The sequence below is a fragment of the Nocardia sp. NPDC003999 genome (genome assembly GCF_053604885.1).
In genome coordinates this window covers 205,128-221,450 of record NZ_JBSGIB010000008.1, presented here as the reverse complement: position 1 = coordinate 221,450, position 16,323 = coordinate 205,128, and the positions used below count along the sequence as shown (strand labels likewise).

At 69.3% G+C, this 16,323-nt stretch carries 24 protein-coding genes; 22 read left to right on the top strand and 2 right to left on the bottom strand.

The features are described from left to right. Positions 1-2: 2 nt before the first annotated feature. The 6 genes from ACWESM_RS18550 (at position 3) to ACWESM_RS18525 (ending at position 2,729) form a co-directional block, all read left to right on the top strand. A complete protein-coding gene (locus tag ACWESM_RS18550) occupies positions 3-266 on the top strand; it encodes a hypothetical protein (protein WP_452492771.1) in 264 nt (87 codons plus the stop codon). Then, complete coding sequence (locus ACWESM_RS18545) at positions 263-673, top strand: hypothetical protein (protein WP_452492769.1); 411 nt, start codon at positions 263-265, stop codon at positions 671-673. The genes ACWESM_RS18550 and ACWESM_RS18545 overlap by 4 nt, the downstream gene beginning before the upstream one ends. A gap of 70 nt (positions 674-743) precedes the next feature. Next, on the top strand, positions 744-1,550 hold the full coding sequence (locus tag ACWESM_RS18540; RefSeq protein WP_452492767.1) for a hypothetical protein: 807 nt from the start codon (positions 744-746) through the stop codon (positions 1,548-1,550). Between the two features lie 89 nt (positions 1,551-1,639). Further along, positions 1,640-1,999 carry a hypothetical protein gene (locus ACWESM_RS18535; protein ID WP_452492766.1) on the top strand — a complete coding sequence of 120 codons (360 nt, stop codon included), beginning with the start codon at positions 1,640-1,642 and terminating at the stop codon, positions 1,997-1,999. After that, positions 1,996-2,349: a hypothetical protein gene (locus ACWESM_RS18530; RefSeq protein ID WP_452492764.1), complete on the top strand. Its 354-nt coding sequence runs from the start codon at positions 1,996-1,998 to the stop codon at positions 2,347-2,349. The genes ACWESM_RS18535 and ACWESM_RS18530 overlap by 4 nt, the downstream gene beginning before the upstream one ends. Positions 2,350-2,384: 35 nt before the next feature. Then, positions 2,385-2,729, top strand: a complete 345-nt coding sequence (locus ACWESM_RS18525; RefSeq protein ID WP_452492762.1) for a hypothetical protein — start codon at positions 2,385-2,387, stop codon at positions 2,727-2,729. 405 nt (positions 2,730-3,134) lie between these two features. Here the strand turns inward: ACWESM_RS18525 and ACWESM_RS18520 are convergent, their stop codons facing one another. Continuing rightward, positions 3,135-3,647 (bottom strand): hypothetical protein, encoded by a 513-nt coding sequence (locus tag ACWESM_RS18520; RefSeq protein WP_452492760.1) that lies wholly within the window; start codon positions 3,645-3,647, stop codon positions 3,135-3,137. Here ACWESM_RS18520 and ACWESM_RS18515 point away from each other — a divergent pair. The 16 genes from ACWESM_RS18515 to ACWESM_RS18440 are packed head-to-tail and all read left to right on the top strand — an operon-like array spanning position 3,601 to position 16,065. Further along, entirely contained in the window at positions 3,601-6,813 is a 3,213-nt protein-coding gene (locus ACWESM_RS18515) for a phage tail protein (protein WP_452492759.1), read from the top strand. The genes ACWESM_RS18520 and ACWESM_RS18515 overlap by 47 nt on opposite strands. A 7-nt stretch (positions 6,814-6,820) precedes the next feature. Continuing rightward, a complete protein-coding gene (locus tag ACWESM_RS18510; protein ID WP_452492757.1) occupies positions 6,821-7,792 on the top strand; it encodes a hypothetical protein in 972 nt (323 codons plus the stop codon). 1 nt (position 7,793) lies between these two features. Beyond that, on the top strand, positions 7,794-9,482 hold the full coding sequence (locus ACWESM_RS18505; protein WP_452492755.1) for a Gp37-like protein: 1,689 nt from the start codon (positions 7,794-7,796) through the stop codon (positions 9,480-9,482). A gap of 39 nt (positions 9,483-9,521) precedes the next feature. Further along, positions 9,522-9,764, top strand: coding sequence for a hypothetical protein (locus tag ACWESM_RS18500; RefSeq protein ID WP_452492753.1), 243 nt, complete (start codon positions 9,522-9,524; stop codon positions 9,762-9,764). Then, a complete protein-coding gene (locus tag ACWESM_RS18495) occupies positions 9,761-10,462 on the top strand; it encodes a phage gene 29 protein family protein (protein WP_452492751.1) in 702 nt (233 codons plus the stop codon). The genes ACWESM_RS18500 and ACWESM_RS18495 overlap by 4 nt, the downstream gene beginning before the upstream one ends. Beyond that, positions 10,459-11,064, top strand: coding sequence for a C39 family peptidase (locus tag ACWESM_RS18490; protein WP_452492749.1), 606 nt, complete (start codon positions 10,459-10,461; stop codon positions 11,062-11,064). The genes ACWESM_RS18495 and ACWESM_RS18490 overlap by 4 nt, the downstream gene beginning before the upstream one ends. Next, the gene (locus ACWESM_RS18485; protein WP_452492748.1) at positions 11,061-11,957 is read left to right on the top strand and encodes a glycoside hydrolase family 25 protein; all 897 of its coding nucleotides are present in this window, start codon (positions 11,061-11,063) and stop codon (positions 11,955-11,957) included. The genes ACWESM_RS18490 and ACWESM_RS18485 overlap by 4 nt, the downstream gene beginning before the upstream one ends. Continuing rightward, the gene (locus ACWESM_RS18480; RefSeq protein WP_452492746.1) at positions 11,954-12,142 is read left to right on the top strand and encodes a hypothetical protein; all 189 of its coding nucleotides are present in this window, start codon (positions 11,954-11,956) and stop codon (positions 12,140-12,142) included. The genes ACWESM_RS18485 and ACWESM_RS18480 overlap by 4 nt, the downstream gene beginning before the upstream one ends. Next, entirely contained in the window at positions 12,142-12,411 is a 270-nt protein-coding gene (locus tag ACWESM_RS18475; protein ID WP_452492745.1) for a hypothetical protein, read from the top strand. The genes ACWESM_RS18480 and ACWESM_RS18475 overlap by 1 nt, the downstream gene beginning before the upstream one ends. Further along, a complete protein-coding gene (locus ACWESM_RS18470; RefSeq protein WP_452492743.1) occupies positions 12,408-12,716 on the top strand; it encodes a hypothetical protein in 309 nt (102 codons plus the stop codon). Before ACWESM_RS18475 ends, ACWESM_RS18470 begins: the two co-directional genes overlap by 4 nt. Continuing rightward, on the top strand, positions 12,694-12,900 hold the full coding sequence (locus ACWESM_RS18465; protein ID WP_452492741.1) for a DUF7620 family protein: 207 nt from the start codon (positions 12,694-12,696) through the stop codon (positions 12,898-12,900). The genes ACWESM_RS18470 and ACWESM_RS18465 overlap by 23 nt, the downstream gene beginning before the upstream one ends. Continuing rightward, positions 12,897-13,271: a putative phage holin gene (locus ACWESM_RS18460; protein WP_452492740.1), complete on the top strand. Its 375-nt coding sequence runs from the start codon at positions 12,897-12,899 to the stop codon at positions 13,269-13,271. Before ACWESM_RS18465 ends, ACWESM_RS18460 begins: the two co-directional genes overlap by 4 nt. Beyond that, a complete protein-coding gene (locus tag ACWESM_RS18455) occupies positions 13,268-14,092 on the top strand; it encodes a hypothetical protein (protein ID WP_452492738.1) in 825 nt (274 codons plus the stop codon). Before ACWESM_RS18460 ends, ACWESM_RS18455 begins: the two co-directional genes overlap by 4 nt. A gap of 10 nt (positions 14,093-14,102) precedes the next feature. Next, the gene (locus ACWESM_RS18450) at positions 14,103-14,423 is read left to right on the top strand and encodes an LtfC-like domain-containing protein (RefSeq protein ID WP_452492736.1); all 321 of its coding nucleotides are present in this window, start codon (positions 14,103-14,105) and stop codon (positions 14,421-14,423) included. 16 nt (positions 14,424-14,439) lie between these two features. Continuing rightward, the gene (locus ACWESM_RS18445) at positions 14,440-14,781 is read left to right on the top strand and encodes a phage tail fiber protein (RefSeq protein WP_452492734.1); all 342 of its coding nucleotides are present in this window, start codon (positions 14,440-14,442) and stop codon (positions 14,779-14,781) included. A 3-nt stretch (positions 14,782-14,784) separates the two neighbouring features. Continuing rightward, positions 14,785-16,065, top strand: coding sequence for a hypothetical protein (locus tag ACWESM_RS18440; protein WP_452492733.1), 1,281 nt, complete (start codon positions 14,785-14,787; stop codon positions 16,063-16,065). Positions 16,066-16,134: 69 nt separating this feature from the next. On the opposite strand, the gene ACWESM_RS18435 is transcribed toward ACWESM_RS18440, so the two are convergent. Next, on the bottom strand, positions 16,135-16,317 hold the full coding sequence (locus ACWESM_RS18435; RefSeq protein WP_452492731.1) for a hypothetical protein: 183 nt from the start codon (positions 16,315-16,317) through the stop codon (positions 16,135-16,137). Between the last annotated feature and the right edge of the window lie 6 nt (positions 16,318-16,323).

Sequence of the window (16,323 nt, the reverse complement as noted above, 5' to 3'; positions counted from 1 at the left end):
CGATGGCTCGCGTGAAAGTCACCCTCAACCGGCCCGAGGTCGGCGTCCTGCTGAAGACGGCGTTCACCCCCGAGCTCACCGCGGTGGCGGGCGCCGTCGTCGCGGCGGCGGCATGGCGCGGTCGGCACCGGTACGTGCGGCTGCGATGGCATGTCACCGACCGGCAGGTCGCCGAGATCTCGGTCCCGAGCTGGCGACAGGCGCGGTACGGCGCGCTGACCCGCGGAGCTGCCGCGGCCGGGCTGCGGGTGCGCGGGAAGCTGTGACCGGCGATCCGTTGCGCGTTCCCGCCGACCCGGCGCGGATCGCCAAGAACTACCTCGCCGGCGTGATCCCGGCGCTCGCCGGTGGCACGGCGCCGACGTTCGGGATGGTGATCCCGTCATCGTGGACGCCCGCCGCCGCGCCCGCCGTGGTGGTGTTCGACGACAGCGGGCCCGTGCTGTGGCCGGTCTGCACATCGCCGACCCTGCGGGTCACCGTGTGGTCGGACGGCCGGGACCGCTCGCGTCGGATCGCCGGGCTCTGCCTCGGTGTGCTGCTCGCGCACCGGATTCCCGGGATCGGGTCGATCACCGATCCGACCTTGCTCGTCGAGGATCTCGACGACCACAACGGCGGCGTCATGGCGTCGTTCACGGTGCGGGCGATCGCTCGCACTCTCGCGGTCTGACGACCGCGCCGACCACCTGCCCCTTTCCGGGTGGGGGAATCACCGAATCCTCACGAAAGGGGATACACGCATGTCTCTGACCCGTAATCCCGACGCCGTCCAGATCTTCTCGGACGCCGCGATTTTCGTCGGCAAGACGCTGTCGCCGACCATGCCCGCCACCATCGAGGACGAGTTCGACGCGACGTGGGACAACCTCGGCATCCTCAACGGCGACGACGGCGTGAAGAACGCGCGCGAGTGGGACACCACCGAGCATTTCGGTTGGGGTATCGGCTTGTACCGCAAGGGATTCAAGAACTACAAGGAGAGCCGCGTCTTCACCTGCCTCGAGTCGAACTCGACGACGAGGCGTATCGCGCACCCCGGCTCGACCGCGACACAGATCCGCGTGCCCCGACCGGGCAACTTCATCTTGGGGTTCGAGTTCGTCAACGACATGGGAGTGCCCGAGCGGCTTATCACCGCGCGCCCGGCGACCTGCTGGATCCCGAACCTCGACCGGAACGAGAGCGATCCGACCGGCCACGAGGTCACCGCGGACATCTACGCCCGCGGTGACGGTCTGCTCTACACCCGGCAGTACACCCCGATCAACGAGGTGCAGACCGTCGAGGTCACCGGCACCGGCGGCACCTTCCGGCTGCTGTACCTCGGCGAGCCGACCGGCAACATCGCGTACAACGCGCTCGCGGCGGCGGTACAGAGCGCGCTCGAGGCCGTGCTCGGCACCGGCAACGTCACCGTCACCGGCACCGCGGGCGACTACACGGTGACCCTGACCGGCGAGTTCGCCGGACAGGCGAACTCGATGCTCGAGGCTGATGCGGCCCTGCTCACCGGCCCGAGCGCCGGTGTCGAGATCGGCCTCGCCTGAGACGCGGTCGGGCCCGGAACACTGGCGTGGTTCGCCGGGCCCGGCCGCTCCCTGCTCACCCGAACCGCGCCAGTAGGGACCACGCCACCATGCCAGCACCGATGCCGAGCGAGGACGAGATCCGCGCCATGGCGCGCGAGCTCGGCCTCGCCGACGACACCGGCCGATACCGGCAGAGCGACCGCGGCCGCATCGCCGCCGCCGTTCGAGCCGCCAAGGCCGCCGAGGTCGATCGAGCCGAGCTCGACGCCGCTCAGCGGCAGGCCGAGAGCCTGCTCGCCGCCGCGCTCGCCGAGCTGCCGCACCTCGTCGCCCGGGTCTACAGCGATCTGACCGACCGCGGCGTCGACCCCGCGGCCACGGGTCCACTGCTCGCCGAGGTCGGCCGCTATGTGCTCGAGGTGCAAGGTCTGCGCCTCGAATCCCGACAGGAAGGAACCACGCCATGACCACCCCTCGCAGCCCCCGTAAGGCCCCCGCCAAGCGCGCTACCCCGCACCGGCCCGCCGGGGTCAAGCAGCCGCAGGACCACAAGCCGCCCGCGCAGCGCGAGGCCGACGGCGACGAGTTCGTCGAGTTCGAGCACAACGGGATCACCTACACCGCCCCCAACGGGCTCGAGCGGACGAAGGGCGTCGCGCGCGAGCTCGAGCGTGGCCGCGGCACGGTCGCCCTCGAGAAGCTGCTCGGCGACGTCGAGTTCAAGAAGTTCCTCGACACCGACCCGTGGGACGCCGAGTACGGCCAGATGTTCGACGCGTGGGGCGAAGCCTGCGGGATCGAGACCGCGGGAAACTAGTCGCCCTGCTGCGGCTGCTCCGTGAGGCCCCGAATGTGGTGGAGCGGGACCTGTCCCGCTACCACCACAGGCGGTACAGCGACCGGTGGAGGGTCGACGAGCGCGGCGTCCCGTTGCTGACGCTGCGCGAGATCTGGGTCCTCGTCTGCCAGGATCCGCCCCCCGACTCCGCGGTCGCCGCCCACTTCAACAAGGGAGTGCCGCGGTGGGGGATCCGGGAGTACTTGCTCGGCGACATCTACGGCGCACTGACCGGCCATCCACACGCCGCGCGCCCGAAAGCCGCCGCAGGGCGCGAGATCACCGCCGCGCGGCGCCGGGCCCGCCGCAACGTCGAGGCGCGATTCGCACGCCGCCGCAAGGCGATGGGCACCGGATAGAGAAGGGGGTGATCCCTTGTCTACGGCGTACGCGACACTCGAGGTCATCCCCACAGTCCGGGGTATCACCGGCTCGCTCGAGCGCCAGATCGAGCGGCCGTTCGCCACGATCGGGAAGCGGGTCGGCCGCGAGACCGGCTCGTCGATCACGACCGGCATCGAGTCGGCGGGCTGGGAGAGCACGGGCCGCACCGCGGGCAACCGGGTCGGTGCCGGCCTCAAGACGACCAGCGCGAAGGCCGGTCGTGAAGCCGGGGCGGCCATCACGACCGGCATCCGCTCCGCGGACTACGCGAGTGCCGGGCGCGACGCTGCGGGCCGGTTCCGGGCCGGGTTCCTCGTCGGCAGCGCGAAGACCGGCCGCGACGCCGGTGCCGCGGTGTCGGCGGGTGCGCGCGAAGAGTCCTACGAGTCGTCGGGCCGCTCGGCCGCCGACCGGTGGCGCGGTGGCTTCACGACGGGAATGCGCGGGATCGGGACCGGTCTCACGCTCGCCACCAAGGGTCTGAGCCTGTTCGTGGTGAACGCGGGCACGATCGCCACGACGATGGGCATCGCGTCTCGCGTCGTGCGGTCGTTCTCGGCGGCGACGTTCGTCAGCGCGGTAGCGCTGCGGTCGGTCGCCTCGACCGGCCTCACCCGGCTCGCCGGTGCGCTGCGCATCATCGCCGCCATCGCGTCGCGCGTTGCGGGCGAGATCGGCCAGATCACCGCGGCGTTCCTGCTGCTACAGGCGGTCACGAAAGTGGTGTCGGGTCTGACCGCGTTCGGTCGCACACTCGCCAAGGCGACCGTCGGCGCGGCGGCGTTCCTCGGCGTCGCCTCGGGTGTCACGACGTTGCTCGGTGGCGGACTCGCCTCGGCGCTGAGCGTGGCGGGTCCCGCCCTGGCAGGCTTCGCCGCGTCGGCTGCTGGCATTGCAGGCCCCGCGATCATCGCCCTCAAGATCGGTATGAAGGGACTCGCTGACGGCGCGGCGGAATTCAATTCCAAGTTCGCTGACGCCGACGAGGCGATGAACAAACTGGTCGGTCAGCGTATGGGGCCGATGCTCGAGGCTTTCCACACGATGCGCTCGGAAATGGTCGACCGATTCTCGGCCGAGCTCACACCGGCGTTCAGTGCCGTTGGTGTGGCAATCGACCGAGTTCGTGGAAATTTCGGATGGATGTCGGTCATCCTCGGTCAAATCGGCCAGGATATGGGCAAGGCATTCGCGTCCGATGAGGTCGTATACGGCATCGATTCCATGGGATTGGCGTCGAAGAAATTCTTTCAGCAATTCAATAAGGATCAATCCGGCATTGCCGAATTGACCAAGGGTATTTTCGCGTACCTCGGCACCGCTGCGGATACATTTGCAAATTACGGGCAGGGCCTCAATCAGGTATTCTACAATTTCGGTAAGTCCCTACAGGACACAGACGTCGACCAGATCACCGGCGCTTTCAGCGGTTTTAAGCAGGTCCTATCTAACGTCGGAAATGTCGTCGGCCCGCTCTTTATAGCGTTCCGCCAGCTCGGTGCGATTTCGGCCAAGGCGATGGCGCCGGGATTCGTGGCGATCGGCCAGGCTATCCGCGACGCGACGCCCGGTCTGCTGAACATGGCCCGGGTGATCATGCCCGCGATCGGCGAGGTGATGCAGCGCCTCGCTCCGCTGATCCCCGCGCTGGTGCAGGCGTTCACCCCCTGGGCAACGGTGCTGGCTACCATCGGTCCCCCGCTGGCGACGGTCGTCGCACATATGGCGCCGCTCGCGCCCTATCTGCTCATGGCGGCCACGGCGTTCCGGGTCGCGGGCGCGGCAATGCTGCTGTGGAACGCGGCCACCTTCGCGGGCTCGGTCGCTCAAGGCGTGTTCGCTGCGGCGACCGGGCGCAGCGCGGCCACCCTCGCCGGCAACACGATCGCGCTCACGGCGCACCGGATCGCGCTGATCGCGGGGGCCGTGGCCGCGCGGGCGTTCGGTGCCGCGATGGCGTTCGCGACCGGCCCGATCGGGTTGACCATCGCCGCCGTCGCCGCGATCGGCGTCGCGTTGTGGGCGTTCTTCACCAAGACCGAGACCGGTAAGAAGCTGTGGGAGAAGATCTGGCCCGCGATCAAGACCGCGGTCCAGGTCGCCTGGCAATACATCCGGGTCGCGTGGGACGGGATCCTCGCCGGGCTCGGCTGGATCGGCGACAAGGCAACGTGGCTGTGGGGCGCCATGCAGCCCGTCTTCCAGGCAATCGGCTCACTGATCTCGTGGTGGTGGACCTCGATCGTCCAGCCTGCCTTTTCCGGCATGATGACCGCGCTCGGCTGGCTCGGCACCGCAATTTCGTGGTGGTGGCAGAATATCGTCACGCCAGCTTTCACGGCGGTATCGAACATCATCTCGTGGTGGTGGTCGAATATCGTCGGCCCCGCATTCACGGCGGCAAAAGCGGCGTTCGGATTCCTGGGCGATGCAATCTCGTGGTGGTGGACCTCGATCGTCCAGCCAGCGTTTTCGGCGGCCGGTGCCGTGCTGTCGTGGTTCTGGAACGATATCGGCTCGCCGATCTTCAACAACTTCAAGGCGATCATCGGGCTCGTCGGCGACGCTATCTCGTGGTGGTGGAATTCGATCGCCGTGCCCGCATTCCAGGCCGTCGGCGCGGTGATGTCGTGGCTCTGGGACAACGTCGGCTCGCCGGTGTTCGACAACCTCAAGAGCGGCGTCGGACTCGTCGGCGAGGCGTTCTCGTTCTTCAAGGACAACGTCGTCGACCCCGTTTTCGACGGGATCGGCACCGCGATCTCGTTCGCGTGGGACAACGTCGTCAGCCCGGTGTTCGACAAGCTCAAGAGCGGCGTCGGGCTCGTGGGCGACGCGTTCGGGGCGGCCGGTGGCGTCATCAAGACGATGTGGTCCGGCGTCGCCGACACCCTGCGGCCCGCCGTGCACGCCCTCGGCAACATCCTCGCCGGGGTGCCGGACTCGATCGGCCCGATCGAGATCCCCGGCGCGGGCACAGCCAAGGCACTGGGGCAGAAACTCCAGAGCTTCAACACCGGCGGCCTCGCCGTCGGACCCGGCACCGGCACGAGCGACAGCATCCTCGCCGCGATCTCGAACGGCGAGTTCATCGTGAGGGCGAGGTACGCCAAGCAATACCTCCCGCTGCTCGAGGCGATCAACAACGGCTTGCCGCTACCCGCCTACGCCGGTGGCGGTCTCGTCGACGTGCAGAACTGGCTACGCGGCGAGGCCGGCAAGCCATACCAGTACGGCGGCACCGGTAACCCGTCGTGGGATTGCTCGGGCATCGCGGGCGGCGTGTGGGGCAAGGTGACCGGCAAGTCCCCGAACGCGCGCTACTTCACCACCGACAGCGATTTCGCCGCGCTCGGGTGGAAGTCGGGCGCGGGCGGCGCGACCGATCTCACCATCGGCACCAACGGCGGCAGCGGCACCGGCGGGCACATGTCCGGCCGCCTCGGCGACCTCAAGTTCGAGTCGAGCGGCAGCGACGGCGTCGAGGTCGGCGCAGGCGCACAGGACCCGTCGTCCTTCGCGCAGCAGTGGCACTGGCCCGTCGGCGGCAACCCGACCACGGGCGGGCTCACGACCGGCGGCGGCACCGGCGGCAGCGGCGGCACGACCGGCGGCCTCGGCAGCGGCGGCGCCAGCGGCGGTGCATCCGGCGATGCGAGCTCGGCGGGCGCCAGCACCTCGAGGCCGTCGGGCACCGCGGTCCCGGTGTGGGTGGACAACTGGCCGAGCAACCTCGGCGGCGCCAGCGCGAGCACCTCGGCCGACACCTCGACCACCACCTCGAGTGGCGGTGGCACCACCACGACGACCAGCGACAGCACCGACACCGCGTACGACCAGGCGAGCGCGGTCAACACGGCGCTTTCCAAGTTCAGCACGGCGATGACCTCGGCCGGGAACACAGCCCTGTCCGGCCAGAAGTCCGCGATCCCGGGCGTCGGTGGCTACGTCGAGGACATCGAGAAGACGGTCAACAACTGGAACATCGTCGTCGCCGACGTGTACGAGGCCGTCTCCGCATTCAGCCGCGAGCAGAAGCGCCAGACGGCGGGGAAGTGAGGCGCCGGTGAGTGTGCACGCGACGGTCGAGCTGTTCGGCTGCGACGGGTCCTATTTCTGCCTCAGCGGCCCGGACGCCGGCGAGCAAGGCGTCGTGCTCGACACCGGGCCGCAGGGCCTCTACGACGCGCCGGTCAAGGTGATGATGAAGCGGGGCGCGTTCGAGATCGGCGGCAAGCCCGGCAAGGTGGACCGGCCGTATCGCGAGATCGACCTACAGCTCGGCGCGTTCACCCCCGACCACGACCCCGAGCTCTGGGCCGAGATCGACAGCTCGCTACGGCTCGCCCTCGACTACGAGGTCGACCCATGGGATCCGGCCGCGAAGCCTGCGCGGCTGGCGATCACCACCACGCGCAGCGGCACCCGCTCGCTCGACGTCCTCATGATCGAGTCGCCCATCATGGCAATGGACACCGATCCATGGGACTACAGCGCCAGCTCGTTGCCTGTGAAGCTCGTCGCGCCACAGCCGATGTGGTACGAGGACGACTGGGTCGGCGATGACGAACACCCGGCCGGATGGATGCTCGAGGGCGCGTCGTCGGGCACCGGCGAGGTGTGGGTGTGCAATCCCACGGATCGGCCGATGTCGCACGTCGTCGTCGTCACCGGCGACGGCCGCGCGCACATCCCCGACCTGTCGTGGACCGGCCCCAAGGGCAAGCGCGTGCCGGGCATTGATTTCCGGTCGGGCCGCGACGACAGCGACCGCATGCTCGTCACGACCCCGATCGGCGCCGTCAACGGGCACGGCCTCGTCGCGCACGTCGACCGGATGCGGATTCCGTGGGAGGACTTCACGGGGACCAACGTCACCGGGCTGTTCGGCGGTAACCGCTTGCTCTACGTGATCCCGCCGTACACCCCGTGGACGGCGCTACCGGTCGCCGCGTCCGAGGTCACGAGCGCCACGTTCGGAATCCTGTTCCGCCAACCGCGGCTGTGGTCGCGGCCGTGGGGCCTCGAGAGGTTCTGAGATGGCCGCGATGACAGCTGACCTGCTCGCCGAGTGCGAGGCCATCTGGCAGGCCACCGAGGAGCGTGAGCGTAAGCGCGCGGCCGGTCGCCTCGAGCCGCCGGACGCCGCGGTCTACGACGGCGAGTTCCGGTTACAGGGTTGGCTCGACGCGGCGTATCTGGGTGATTTCGAATGGAAGGACAACGACACCGGGGCCGGAATCACAGAGCTTCCGTGGGATCACTATCTCGCGCAATGGATGTGGGACGAATACGGGCGAATCCAGCGCGGCGAGAAACGGCAAGTACACCTCGTCGTCGAATGCAGAAACGGGGCGAGATGGTCCGGGCGGCTCGATTCCGTCGGCCCTGAGCAGCGCGAGGACGGCTCGGAAGTCCTTGTTGTGGAATGGCTTTCGGACTACGAGACGGTCAAGTGGTACACCGTCTGGTCAAACGCGGCCTTGCCAAGCGCCCTGCAATTTCCCCGGGTTTTCATGTTGGCCGGCGGCGCCCGCTGGTGCCTGCTCACCGCTCTCCACCTCCAGGTGATGCGCGAGCAGATGAATTGGTGGAATTTGCCGGACGATCCACTCGATCCGTCCTCATGGAATACGAGCGACGTATCGACATGGTCGGTGGTCGTCAAACCGCACAGCTTCCTCGACGACCTCGAGGACGGCATCCTCTGGGCGCTGCTCTCGTCGCGGTTCAAGAACTGGCACAGCATCGCCGGGCCGATCCTCGACGACGCCGAACTCTCGGTCGTGTGGCGGCGCTACATGCCCGACCTCGGCGACGAGCAGCCGATCCCCGGCATGACGCTGCGCCCCGGCGCGCTCGTGATCGACATCGTCGACAAGAGCGGGTACTACGCGCAGGGCACGAGCAACGGCGGCACGCTCTGGGACGGCCTCACGCGCACCGTCGCCTCGTTCGTCGGCTCGTTCATCGACCCGGTCGTCGAGGAAGTCGCCGACATCGACGAGCCGACGTACAAGGTGCCGGGGCTGCTGTCGACGTCCAAGACCACGCCGTACGTCGTGTGGCTGCAAGGCCGCGAGACCGGGATCCAGGCGAGCAAGCACAAGCGGTGGCCGTCCAAGGGCGTGCAAGTCGTTACCGGCGGTCACAGCATGTACGGGGTCAACGAGGCCATCTCAGCGAGTATTCAGCTAGCGTTTGATCTCTTGTCCGCCGCCTTGTTCATCCCGGCGGTTGGGGGCAGCGTTGACACGCTGTTAAGCCCCCTGTACAGCGACACGGTGCTCAGCTGGATGAACGTTAAGTCGTTGGAGCGCAGCACAACTGATGGTTGGGCGGGGTACTTCGAGTACTTCCAGGACGGGTGCGACAGAGCGTTCACGATCGAGAGCCTGCTCGTCCTGCGCGCTGGATTCTGGGCGACGAGAACCAAGTTCGGCGTCGAGGTCAATGTTGCCGATGGTTCGCCGTGGGTGATCGGCGACCAAGGTAAGGGGCACTGCTGGGTCGGCGACCGAGTGGGATTCGGGCTGATCAGCGACCGCACCGGCCTGATCCACGTCGACCGCATCAAGTCGGTGCGCCTGCGCTACAGCGACACCGAGCCGCTGTCGTGGATCCCCGTCATCGGCGACAACTCGGACGACAAGGACCCCGCCGTGCGGGCGATCGAGAAGCTCGAGGGCGTTTTCAGCTCTCTGCATGACCTCGGCGTTTTCGGCTGAGGCAAGGACCACGCCAACACGCAATTGGAGGTACCGACCATGTCCCAGCTCGTCTATGCACAGGTGCCGACCGACCGGCCGCGCTGCACCGGCGACCCGATCGCGGTCGACCTCGGCGGCGCGCTCGACCGCGATGCCCGAATGCTGTGGGTCGTCATGATCGGCGAGATCGCCCAGTACGACGAGTGCGAGGACGAGTGCGACCCGTACACGCACGTCCCGGTGCGCTACCGCGGTCGCGTGGCCGCCGCACCGCTCGCCCAGATCCGGCCGGTCCTGTGAGCGGCATCGAGGACGCGCCGCCGCAGGCGCCCGGCGCCGAGCTACCGCCACCACAGCGGCAGGTCTGCCCGGTCTGCCAGACCCGCCGGTGCCCGTGCGAGTACTGCCACACACTGTGCGGGATCGACCACTCGCCCTGGTTGACGACGGGCACATTCCCGACCGTCGATGCCTGCAATCCGAACAACCCGGACGAGGCGTTTCTCCCGTACCTGGTTGGCCTGCCGGGCATGCGCGGCGCCTCGATGGCGATGCCGATCTCAGGGCTCAAGCTGTGGTCGCGGCGGCTGTGGAATGGCGGCGCGCGCCGGGTCGAGGCACCGACCGAGTTCTACTGGCCGCCCAAGGCCGGCGAGCTGAACCCCGCGTTCGCCGCGGGGGAGTGGAAGAACGAGCCACCGCCCGAGGACTGGACCACCGAGATCGACGTCACCGCGCTGTCGGGCGTGGTGCAAGCGGAAATGCGACGCCAGCTCGCCAACCGCGACACCGCCGCCGAGGCGGCCCGCACTCCGACCGAGATCCGCGGCTACGTCACCAAGGTGACCCGCTACGACCCGGCCGAGCACACCGTGACCGAAGTCCTCGCCCACCTCCGCGACGCCAGCCCGGCTGAGATCCGGCGCGTGATCGCGCTCGAGGCCGAGGGCAGTAAGCGCGCCGGAATCCTCAAGCGCTACAGGGACAGGGAGGCATGATGCCCGAGAAGATCCTCGACCACACGTACTCGGTGCAGGAGACGGGCTGGTGGTGCGGGCCCGCGTCGACTCAGATCGCGCTCACGGCGCGCGGCATCGACGTCGCCGAACGCGAGCTCGTCGACGAGCTCGAGGCACTCGAGGGCTCGCCGTGGGACGACCAGGACGGCACCGACTCGATCACGCAGGTGACGACCGTCCTCGCCCGCCGGACCGGACAGCCGTACGTCACGGTCCAGATCCCGAACGACCCACCCTCACCGGCGCAGGTCGACCGGCTGTGGGACGACGTCGTCGGCTCGATCGACGGCGGCAACGCGCTGGTGGCGAACATCGTCGCCCCGCCCGGGAATCAGCCGCCCGGCTACCCGTCGAATCAGACGATCTACCACTATGTCTCGATCGTCGGGTACGACAGCGACCGGCGCACGGTCTACGTCGCCGACCCGGCCCGGTTCGGCGGCATCGAGCACTACTGGCTCACCGTCGCCAAGATGGCGAGCCTCATCGCGCCGAAGGGCTACACCGCGGCGCCGACCGCCGGTGCCGACGAGGCGCTGTGGGGCGAGATCCTCGGCCAGTTCGTCGGGGGTGTCCGATGATCTGGGGCGTCGACATCTCGGGATGGCAAGCCGGGATCGACCTCGCCCAGGTCCAGCGCGAAGGATTCGCCGCGGTGATCATCAAGGCCACCGAGGGCAGCGGATACACGAGCCCGGCCTACGTCGAGCAGCGCGACGCCGCCCGCGCGGCCGGGCTGCGCGTTATGGCGTATCACTACGTGCTCGCCAGCAGCTCGCCCGCCGAGCAGGTCGACCGGTACGCGCGCGTCGAGCCGGACCGCTCGGTGCCGGTGATGCTCGACCACGAGCAGCGCTCGGGCGATGCCGGCGTGCTGCGCGCGGTGCACGACGAGTTCGTGCGCCGCGGCTACCGGGTCGCCTTGATCTACCTGCCGCGCTGGTACTGGGACGGCATCGGCCGCCCCGACCTGTCCGGTCTGCCGCCGCTCATGGCGAGCCACTACGGCGCCGACCAGCCCGGCTACGCGAGCGCCCTGTACCCCGGTGACACCTCGCCCGGATGGGCGCCCTACGGCGGCAACGCGCCAATAGTCCTGCAATTCACCCAGCGGGCCCGGGTCGCCGGGCTCCAGATCGACGCATGGGCGTTCCGCGGCGACCTCGCCGCCCTCGACGCACTGTTCGCAGCACCGACCAAGGAGGTACCGACCATGTCCGATGCACAGGCCGTCGCTACACAGCTGCTCGGCGGGGATCGCAAGGGGTTCGAGATCCTCGGCCGCGCGGTCGAGACCGACCCCGAGCGGTACCGGTACCTCACCGAGGCCGTCGCCGCGATCCTGGTCCAGCTCGGCGGCGGGCCGAACTTCGAGGGCTGGCCGCAGCTCGGCGGCAGGACCGTCGTCGACGCGCTCGCCGCGATCGGCGAGCACCTCGGCATCGCCGGATTCGACACCAAGGCGGGCAAGTGAGCGCCGCCGCCGCGCCGACGTTCGGCGAGGCGGTCGAGTCGGCACTCGGCATCCCCGGCACCGCCCCGGCCGTCGACGAGCTGCTCGTCGACCTCGGCGCCGATGTCGCCCTCGCGCACGCCGCGTACTCGGGCGCCCCGGCCCCGGCCCCGGACCGCGCCCTCTACCTCGTGCGGCGGCCGTGATGGGGCGCCACAGCGCGCCGGACGCGCCGACACAGGTCCGGTTTCCGTGGCGGGCGGCGATCCGGACAACGTTTCAGCTTGGCGTCGGCACCGCCGCGGCGATGCCGCAGCTCGTCGAGTCCTCCGGCCTGCCCGACACCGCGTGGGGCGTCGGTACCGCGCTGGCCGTGTCGCTGACGATCACGCGCGTGATGGCGATCCCGGCCGTCGACATCCTGATCGACCGATACGCGCCGTGGCTATCGGCAACCGGCGGCGGTGAGGAATGATCGCCGATCTGACGGCCGTCCCGTGGGACTCGGTCGGCACTGTCGGCCTGGCGCTCATTGTGATGGGGCTGGTCGTCTCCGGTCGCCTCGTCCCGCGGGCGACCGTCGAGCGGCTGCTCGCCGACGCCGCGAACCGGGCCGCGTATCTCGAGCGGCACATCGACGCACAGCAAGCCGTGAAATCCGAGCTCGCGACGCAGAACACGCGCCTGTTGAGCACCGCACAGCTCGCGACCACGCTGCTACAGGCAGTCGCCCCGACCACACCCAGGGAGACCCACAATGCGGTTTCGGGCGAGGAGTGACCGCGAATCCGCGCCGACCCGGGCGGCGCGGGAGCGAGCACAGCGGGCCGAGCACGAGCTCGACGAGGTACGGCGACGGCGCCCGGTGGTCGACCATCTCGCCGACGTGATCGGCGCAGCGATCACCCGCAACCACTTCGGCGAGTCGATCGAGGCCGCGATCGAGCTACGGAGGGGAACATGAGCACTCGACGAAACCGTGTCGTCCTCGTTGCCGCGGCCATGGCCGGGCTGGTGGCGTTCGTCGCCATCCCGGATCGTGAGGCCGCGGCGACGGTCTACCTCGGCGCGATCGCCGCGCTCGGCTGGCTGTTCGTCGGCGCGTATGCGCGGTCGGCCTGGCGGTCGACGGCGGCCGGGCGCGGCGTCATGCGCCTGATGGTGTGCCTGTCGGTGATCTGCACACAGGGCATGGCGACGATCCTCACCGACTACTCGTACCCGGGGCGGGACGTGATCCGCCCCCTGCTGCTGCTCGCGATCGCGCTCGCGATCCTCGATCTGCTGCTGACCCTCGTTCGACTCCAGCGGGCCCGGGGCGGTGACGCCCGATGACCTCACCCAACAACTCGAACCCGGCGGGCGCGAAGAACCCAACGCGCCCCGGTGCGTTCTACGAGTGGCAGCACGAGACCGAGGCGTCGATCTACAACAAGGCCAAGGCGCCGATCGTCGGCCCGACCGGCAGCGCGACCCGCGCGCAACAGGATCTCGCCGCGACCGACGGCAACGTCATCCCGACCGGGCGCGGGCTCTGGCACACCTTCACACGCGACGCTGACGCGACGTTTCCGCGGATCATGCTCGAGCCGATCGCCAACACGACCGGCTCGGCAGGCGCCTCGGGCGGCTCGCACTCGCACACGATCCCGTACAACGACCCGCCCGACTACAAGCCCGCCGGCAACGCGGCCAACATGATGGAGCTCGGTTTCATCGAGTGCACGAAGGACCGGCGGTACAGCCGGGTCACGTTCGGGACCGGCAACAGTGTGACCCTGCTCGGCATCACGGCGATGTACGCCTGCGCGTACCTCATGGCGCCCTCGACGGGCGACCTCACACTCATGGCCGCGACGGGGAATATCACGACCAGCGTCGGCGACACCAACAGGGAGTACACGTTTGACCTCCCGGCCGCCGTCGACGCGCTCAAATCAGAGATCTGGGCCGTCGGGCTACTACAGGTCACCAACTCGTCGCAGACCTGCAAGAGCGTGCTCGCTAAGCCGGTCTGGGGGATGTCGGCGCCCGCCGGTTTCAAGCCGTCCGCGCTCTACGCCTACCGCGGTGGCTACACCTCGCCGCCGTCGACGATCGCGTACAGCGGGCTGACGTTCGGTACATCGTTCGTCCCGTACTACGCACTCAGCTAGGGAGGCCCGTATGCCGATGGGATGGCGCACGGTTCAGGATCCGATCGACCTGAACGCCGGCGACTTCATCGCGAGCCGGACCCGGCCGGGCGGGATACCGCTGCCGCCGGGCACGACCGCCGAGATCGTGTGGGAGACCAGCCCGACTCCGAAGACATGGACCGCGGTCGTCGACGGCGCAACCCTGTCGTGGCGCGTCGAGGCCGAGGAGGTCGCAGACATCCCGACCGGTACCGCATACCGGCTGTGGATCCACTACCCGAACCCGGCCGCCGGTCCCGGCGCGACCGACGACTACGCGTTCGCCGAGGGCGTTGCCCGTCGGACCTGACAGATAGGAGTGCACCATGTCGAGCACCACGGCCGTTAAGAACTCGATGGCGAATTACTGGGCGTCGCTCGGCGCCACGTACTCGCTGCACACCGGCGACCCCGGCGGCGCGGGCACCGCGAACGAGGCGACCGGCGGCGGCTACGCGCGCCAGACGACCACTTGGGGCAGCGCCTCGGGCGGCGTCGTCACGGGGTCTCAGATGACCTTCAACGCTGCCGCGGGTACCTACACTCACGTCGCGCGGTGGAATGGTTCGACATACCTCGGCACCGTCGACTCGCCCGACGTCGTCGTCTCGCCCGCCGGCGAGGTCAAGGTCACCCCCTCGTACACGTACCCGAGCGGCGCGGACTAGCCGATGTCGCTGCGCTGGCCGGGTCCGGACGCTCGCGAGGTCCGGTTCCCGGGCCCGGACACCCGACCGGCCGCGCGCTGGCCGGGCGCTGACGACCGCGAGGTGCGGTTCCCGCCGTCGCCGACGCCGGTGTTCACGCTCGCCGCTGATGCGGTCGGCGGCGGCGTCGCGGCGGCGGCGATCGTGTACGTGCCGGTCCTCGCTGCCGTGTCTGTGGGCGCCGGCGTCGCCGCTGTCGCTGTCGCGCCGGTCGTCTCGATCGCCGCGGCGGCCGTCGGCGGCGGCACGGCAGCGGCGGTTATCGTCGGCGCGCAGATCGCAGCCGACGCGGTCGGCGGCGGCGTCGCGGCGGTCACCGTACTGGCCGCGGTCTCGATCGCTGCCGCGTCGGTGGGCGGCGGCACGGCCTCGGTATCGACCGCACCGGCCGCGGTCACCACCGCGGCAGCGATCGGCGGCGGTGTGGCCGCGGTGACGGTGTCGGTGACGCCGGTTGTCCTGGCAGCGGCGACCGGCGGCGGCACAGCGGCTGTGACTGTGAAGCCGGTCGCCAGCATCGCTGCGGCGTCGACCGGCGGCGGCACAGCGGCGGTGACGACCGCGGTCGGCTACCGCTGGTCGGACACGTTCAACCGGGCCGACAACGCCTCGCTCGGAACCGATTGGCGCGTCGATCGGAACGCGTCCCCGCGCATCGCGACCAACCGGGCGCAGATGAAGACGATGAGCAACGGGGACGGTCGCGCCGGTTGCTGGGTGAGCTGGCAGGGTGGCGGCGGCACGCAGGCGGGCCGGTTCGCGACCGACAAGTACGGGGTGAAAGTCCAGTTCATCGCGCCGACCGGTAACGCCGCCACGGACAATTTCACCGGTGCGATCCTGGCGGTCGCCGACACATTCGGCGCGGGCGTCATGTGCTACTTCGTCGCGAGCACCGGCAACGGTTGCGCGATCTACACACAGTCGGGATCGCCGCCGACGAGCGGCATCTCGACCGGGCAGACCGGCCAGACTCAACGTGCGGTCACCAGCACGAATGCGGCCCTGACCGATCTGTTCGACTTCCGCCGCGAACGCAACGTCGCGGGCACGGCCGACGTGTTCAACCTGTACAGGAACGGCAACTACGTGACGCCGTTCCTGACCTGGGAGGACTCCGGCGCGGTGGTGAGCAGCGGCGCGACTAACCGCCGGTGGGGGTGGTTCTGCGAGGGCAACTATCCGCTTTTCAACGCCGAGTACCGGAGTCCGGCCGTCGACTCGATCGAGGGCTACGACCTGTAGACCGGTTCCCGCAGGTCCGCCGAAACGCCCGCGCCCCCCGCCGATTCGGCGGGGGGCGCGTTTCGCATGTCAGCGACCGCCGAGACCGTTCTGTTTCAGCCACCTGTCGACCCACACACTCGCCGCCTGCCTGTCCAGCGTCGGCCAACCCATCTGCATGAGCTGGACGACGACCAGCGTTTTCGCGTCGGCCGCACTCGACTGCGCCGCGGCGGCGGCGGCCGACGCCTCGATGTTCTTCAAATCCTTCATGATCCC

Coding starts and splice junctions, on each gene's coding strand:
- ACWESM_RS18550 (WP_452492771.1), top strand. CDS start 3: ATGGCTCGCGTGAAAGTCACCCTCAACCGGCCCGAGGTCGGCGTCCTG.
- ACWESM_RS18540 (WP_452492767.1), top strand. CDS start 744: ATGTCTCTGACCCGTAATCCCGACGCCGTCCAGATCTTCTCGGACGCC.
- ACWESM_RS18535 (WP_452492766.1), top strand. CDS start 1,640: ATGCCAGCACCGATGCCGAGCGAGGACGAGATCCGCGCCATGGCGCGC.
- ACWESM_RS18530 (WP_452492764.1), top strand. CDS start 1,996: ATGACCACCCCTCGCAGCCCCCGTAAGGCCCCCGCCAAGCGCGCTACC.
- ACWESM_RS18520 (WP_452492760.1), bottom strand. CDS start 3,647: ATGCCAGCAGCCGACGCGGCGAAGCCTGCCAGGGCGGGACCCGCCACG.
- ACWESM_RS18505 (WP_452492755.1), top strand. CDS start 7,794: ATGGCCGCGATGACAGCTGACCTGCTCGCCGAGTGCGAGGCCATCTGG.
- ACWESM_RS18500 (WP_452492753.1), top strand. CDS start 9,522: ATGTCCCAGCTCGTCTATGCACAGGTGCCGACCGACCGGCCGCGCTGC.
- ACWESM_RS18490 (WP_452492749.1), top strand. CDS start 10,459: ATGATGCCCGAGAAGATCCTCGACCACACGTACTCGGTGCAGGAGACG.
- ACWESM_RS18485 (WP_452492748.1), top strand. CDS start 11,061: ATGATCTGGGGCGTCGACATCTCGGGATGGCAAGCCGGGATCGACCTC.
- ACWESM_RS18475 (WP_452492745.1), top strand. CDS start 12,142: ATGGGGCGCCACAGCGCGCCGGACGCGCCGACACAGGTCCGGTTTCCG.
- ACWESM_RS18470 (WP_452492743.1), top strand. CDS start 12,408: ATGATCGCCGATCTGACGGCCGTCCCGTGGGACTCGGTCGGCACTGTC.
- ACWESM_RS18465 (WP_452492741.1), top strand. CDS start 12,694: ATGCGGTTTCGGGCGAGGAGTGACCGCGAATCCGCGCCGACCCGGGCG.
- ACWESM_RS18460 (WP_452492740.1), top strand. CDS start 12,897: ATGAGCACTCGACGAAACCGTGTCGTCCTCGTTGCCGCGGCCATGGCC.
- ACWESM_RS18455 (WP_452492738.1), top strand. CDS start 13,268: ATGACCTCACCCAACAACTCGAACCCGGCGGGCGCGAAGAACCCAACG.
- ACWESM_RS18450 (WP_452492736.1), top strand. CDS start 14,103: ATGCCGATGGGATGGCGCACGGTTCAGGATCCGATCGACCTGAACGCC.
- ACWESM_RS18445 (WP_452492734.1), top strand. CDS start 14,440: ATGTCGAGCACCACGGCCGTTAAGAACTCGATGGCGAATTACTGGGCG.
- ACWESM_RS18440 (WP_452492733.1), top strand. CDS start 14,785: ATGTCGCTGCGCTGGCCGGGTCCGGACGCTCGCGAGGTCCGGTTCCCG.
- ACWESM_RS18435 (WP_452492731.1), bottom strand. CDS start 16,317: ATGAAGGATTTGAAGAACATCGAGGCGTCGGCCGCCGCCGCCGCGGCG.